Here is a 4,159-nt window from a genome sequence, read left to right as displayed (position 1 = left end):
GCGCCTGAGGGCGCGCTTGTCCGGGACGACAGAGAAATTGTTACCTCATCCCCCCGCGCTCAATTCTGCGCGATCGAGCTCCTCCTCGATCCGGTGGAAGGCGTCGTCGCCGATCACCTCGGTGGCGCGGAGTTCGACGATCGATTTGCGTGCGGCCTCGATGGCGCGGCGGCGCAGGGGATCGGCGGGCAGTTCGCCATTGGCGATCCCGCCATTGGGATCGCTTTCCGTCTGCATCAGGATCGCGCGATATTCGAGCCGCAGGATCTCAGCCTCCTCCGACGGATCGCTTTCGATCGCATCGAGCGCGGCACGATAGGCCACGGCGCGTGCGCGCGCGACCTCGGTGCCGACGGGATCGTCGTCCTTGAGACCAAATGCCAGGATCAGCGGCCGCAGTGTCAGGCCCTGGATCACCAGCGATCCCAACACCACGGCAAAGGCGATGAAGACGATGAAGTCGCGATGGGGAAAATTCTCCGGCAGCGCGAAAGCGGTGGCGAGCGTGACGAGACCGCGCATGCCGCACCAGGAGATGATGAGGCCGCCCTTGGGCGAAGCGACGGCCCTCGGGTCTTTCGGATGATAGAGTCCCTGCGCGACCAGCGCGCGCAGGATGGTGCGATAGAACGTCACCCAGAGCAGCCGGACCAGCACCACGGTGAGCAGGATCCAGGCCGCGGCCACGCAATATTCCCAGCGCACGTCCGCATCCAGCCGTGTCCAGATCGGCCGCATCTGCATGCCGATCAGCATGAAGGCGAGCACGTTGAGGACGAACACCATCGTCTCCCAGACCGCATAGGACGGCACCCGCAGCCGTGCCGGCATGCGTGAGCCGGCCGAGCGTGCCATCGCCATGGCATAGACGACGATGGTGAGAATGCCGGAGAGACCGAGATGCTCGGCGGCGATCCAGACCAGGAAGGTGGTGGCGAATTGCACGATGATCGCGCTCGGGGCTTCCGTCACGCGCTCCATGATCGGCGGGATGAGGCGGGCTGCGAGCAGGCCGGCGACGACGCTGCCGACCAGGGCCAGCGCCATGGTCGGCGCGACCTGGCTCCATGTCAGATGCTCGGTGGCGACCGCGCCGACCGCGATGCGATAGATCAGCAGCGCGCTGGCGTCGTTGAGCAGGCTTTCGCCTTCCAGAACCTTCACCATGCGGTGAGGCAGCTTGACCTGACTCAGGATCGCGACCGCCGCGGCTGCGTCGGGCGGGGCCACGATGGCGCCGAGTGCGACCGCTGCGGCCCACGGCATCTCCGGCACCAGCCGGTGCGCGACGAAGGCGACGCCGGCCGTGGTCAGGCCGACCGCGGCGACGACCAGGGTCGAGACTGGAACCCAATTGTTGCGCAGATCGCGCAGCGAAGTGTCGAACGCGGCATCGAGCAAGACCGGTGCGACAAAAAGCGCCAAAGCGAGGTCGGGCTCCAGCGTCCAGGACGGGCTCGACGGCACGAAGGCGATCAGCGCGCCGCCGATGGCGAGAAAGGTCGGATAGGGGACCTTGATCCGCCGCGCCAGCGCCGATAAGCCAACGGCGCCGAGCAGAAGCACGATGATCCATTCGAATGTCGACACGATGATCCCCGAAACCGGTATGAGCGGCGCCACAAGCTAGCACCAATCCGGCCGTATGATGGATAGTTAGGTCCCGAGGCAAAACGTAAGACGAGCCCGAAAGCAAGACGTCCGACTGCAACGAACATGCGTTTTCAGAAACTCATTCAACCGTCAGGTGCCGTGCTGCTGTGCGCACTCTCGCTCGGCGTCGCCCGGGCTGTGACCGGGGGAGAGCCGGCCGCGGTGATCCAGGTCGATATCGCGCCGTGCCTGGCGGCGACCGCAGCCGACGATATGGACAAGGCCGCCACGGCCTGTGCCGCGGTTATCGACAATGAGAAGACGGCAAAGGGCGATCTGATCAAGGCGCTGGTCGCGCGCGCGGCGCTCTATGCCCGGCATGAGCAGGTCGACCGCGCCATCGCCGACGACAGCCGCGTCCTTTCGCTCGATCCCACCTTGGCCGACATCTTCAATGCGCGCGGCGAGCTCTGGCTGAGGAAGGGCGACAAGCCCAAGGCGGTGCAGGATTTCGGCGCGGCACTGAAGATCGATCCGAACCACGAGAAGGCCAAGGCCAATCACAAGGCGATGGCGCGCGAGATCGAGCGGATCGGCGCGCAGATGGCGGTCGCCGGCAAGCCCAGCTTCAATTGCGCGCGCGCGCGCCGTGCGGTGGAGAAGGCGATCTGTGCCAATCGCGAGCTCGCCGATCTCGATCGCGAGATCTACGGATCGCATCTGCGTGTGCTGCGCGAAGCGCAAAGCCCGGCTGAGGCAGGCAAGATCCAGCGCGAGCAGGACGATTTCATCGCGCGCAGGAACGCCGGATATGGCCGGCCGGGCTTTGACCTGAAGAAGGCGATGCAGGACAGGCTGCAACAGATCAACGGGGTCGACGGGTATTGAGGCGTCTCCGCTTCGTGAGAGGCCGTCATGCCCGGGCTCGTCCCGCCTGCGCGGCCGAAGCCGCTTCGGCGAGGCGAAGGCCCGGGCATCCACGTTTTTGGTGCCGGGGTAAGGCGTGGATGGCCGGGTCAAGCCCGGCCATGACGGCGTAGACAGGCCGCATTGAACCCATCCCTGTCCCGCCGCGACAATGGTGGAAACCCGACGTCACGGAGCATTCCATCATGTGCGGCACGCCTTTTTCCGCGCAAGCGCCTTCACCTGCCAAGATCTCGCTTTGCGCTTTCTTCCTTGGCGCAGCCGTGAGTTTCACGCTCGCTGTCCCCGCCTTCGCGGGCACCGATTGCGTGATGGGTAGCAAGGCGGCTCCCGCGGAGCTGATCGCGGCCTGCAGCCCCATCATCGACCAGACCGCGAACGCGACGGCCGATCGCACGGCGGCGTTGCTGGTCCGTGCCGACGCCAATGCGCGCATCTCGGGTGGTCTCACCCAGGCCTTGCGGGACATCGACCGCGCCATTGCGCTCGACGGCAAAAATGCAAAGGCCTGGCGCCTGCGTGGCGACCTGTTGCGGGAGGCCGGCGGCGATCTCAATCGCGCCGCGGCGGACCTCGGCAAGGCGATCGAGCTCGATCCCCAGGATGCGGAAGCCTACGCGCTGCGCGGGGTCGTCTACACCAATCAGCGTCGGCTCGACCGCGCGCTCGCCGACTACGACCAGGCGATCAAGCTGAGGCCGGATGATGCGCAGGCCTGGTCCGATCGCGGCGCCACCTATTATCTCGGCGGCGACAACGACAAGGCGATCCGGAATTTCGACGAGGCCTTGCGGCTCGATCCCGGTCGGGCGCGCACCTATTCCAACCGCGGCGCGGCCTGGAAGAAGCTCGGCCAGTACGACAAGTCGGTCGCCGACAACAGCGAGGCGATCAGGCTGGATCCGAAGCAGCCGGAATATTACGACAATCGCGGCCTCGCCTATGCCGCGATGGGCGAATACGACAAGGCCATCGCCGATTACGACCAGGCGATCCGGCGCGAGCAGCGCGCGAACTTCCTGACCAATCGCGGCGATTCCTACCAGTGCAAGGGCGAACTCGGCGCTGCCTTGAGCGATTACGACGCCGCGCTCAAGCTCGATCCGAGCTTCGCGAAGACCTACAACAACCGTGCGGTGCTCTACAAGAAGATGGGCGAGCGCGCGAAGGCGCTGGCCGATTACGAGACGGCCTTGCGGCTCGATCCCGCCAACGACAATGCCGCCAGCGGCCGCCGTGTCATGATCGCCGAGATCGCGAAGTTCGGCGCCGAGCCGCCGCGGGCGCTGAATGCGGCGTCCGGCAACGGTCCGTCCTTCGCATGCGCGACCGCCAGGCGCGAGGTCGAGAAGGTGATCTGCGCCGATCCGGAATTGGGCGTGCTCGACCGTCAGATCGCCGAAACCTATGAGCGCGTGCTGAAGGCGGCGAACAAGCGTGTCGCCGGCGATTTGCGCAAGGCCCAGCGCGATTTCCTCAGTCTCCGCAATTCCAGCTTCGGCCGTCCGGGCTACGATCTGAAGAAGATCATGCAGGAGCGGTTGCAGAAGCTGACTGCGATGGAGAGTTGAGGCGCGCTCTTCGCCTCTCCCCGCTTGCGGGGAGAGGCCGGAATTTGCGCGAGCAAATTCCGGGTGAG

The 4,159-nt window shown here is 65.8% G+C and carries 3 protein-coding genes; 2 read left to right on the top strand and 1 reads right to left on the bottom strand.

The window, feature by feature from the left end:
* Positions 1-45: 45 nt before the first annotated feature.
* Positions 46-1,623: a sodium:proton antiporter gene (locus Q0743_RS03575; protein WP_298240219.1), complete on the bottom strand. Its 1,578-nt coding sequence runs from the start codon at positions 1,621-1,623 to the stop codon at positions 46-48.
* 93 nt (positions 1,624-1,716) lie between these two features.
* Between Q0743_RS03575 and Q0743_RS03570 the strand changes: the two genes are divergently transcribed.
* Both Q0743_RS03570 and Q0743_RS03565 read left to right on the top strand, forming a co-directional pair.
* Positions 1,717-2,481, top strand: coding sequence for a tetratricopeptide repeat protein (locus Q0743_RS03570; protein WP_298240218.1), 765 nt, complete (start codon positions 1,717-1,719; stop codon positions 2,479-2,481).
* Positions 2,482-2,705: 224 nt separating this feature from the next.
* Positions 2,706-4,091 (top strand): tetratricopeptide repeat protein, encoded by a 1,386-nt coding sequence (locus tag Q0743_RS03565; protein WP_298240217.1) that lies wholly within the window; start codon positions 2,706-2,708, stop codon positions 4,089-4,091.
* Positions 4,092-4,159 lie beyond the last annotated feature (68 nt).

It is taken from the genome of uncultured Bradyrhizobium sp. (genome assembly GCF_936943645.1).
Classification (GTDB): Bacteria; Pseudomonadota; Alphaproteobacteria; order Rhizobiales; family Xanthobacteraceae; genus Bradyrhizobium.
This window is presented reverse-complemented; position numbering and strand designations above follow the sequence as displayed.

Bases quoted from the DNA above. Each gene is read 5' to 3' on its own strand.
- Q0743_RS03570 (WP_298240218.1), top strand. From the start codon at position 1,717: ATGCGTTTTCAGAAACTCATTCAACCGTCAGGTGCCGTGCTGCTGTGC.
- Q0743_RS03565 (WP_298240217.1), top strand. From the start codon at position 2,706: ATGTGCGGCACGCCTTTTTCCGCGCAAGCGCCTTCACCTGCCAAGATC.